Here is a 236-nt window from a genome sequence, read left to right as displayed (position 1 = left end):
CGTTCGTTGGGCGAGTGATCAAACCGAACTGGTTGTCCGCTACTACGGTTTCAGACACAAACGGCGTTGGTACTAATACGCGAACACGGTGGTCGTCAGCTTGGTTATCCAGCTCCATGCGAACTTCAATACGGCGTGTACCTTGTTTTAGAACCACTTGGCAATTCACGTTTAGATAACCGCTTTGACCTGTGCGCTCTTCACGTTGTTGTAGGTTCTCTGGTAAGTTCATGCGC

Annotated in this window: 1 protein-coding gene; it reads right to left on the bottom strand. The window is 49.6% G+C overall.

What is annotated here, in order from left to right; all coding sequences use genetic code 11:
• A partial coding sequence (locus DC53_RS0121270) for a glycoside hydrolase family 38 C-terminal domain-containing protein (RefSeq protein WP_033032870.1) occupies positions 1-236 on the bottom strand: 236 nt, incomplete at both ends.

The organism is Pseudoalteromonas fuliginea, from assembly GCF_000690055.1.
Lineage (GTDB): Bacteria > Pseudomonadota > Gammaproteobacteria > Enterobacterales > Alteromonadaceae > Pseudoalteromonas > Pseudoalteromonas fuliginea.
The sequence above is the reverse complement of the archived record's forward strand: the minus strand, read 5'-3'. Positions and strand labels throughout refer to the sequence as shown.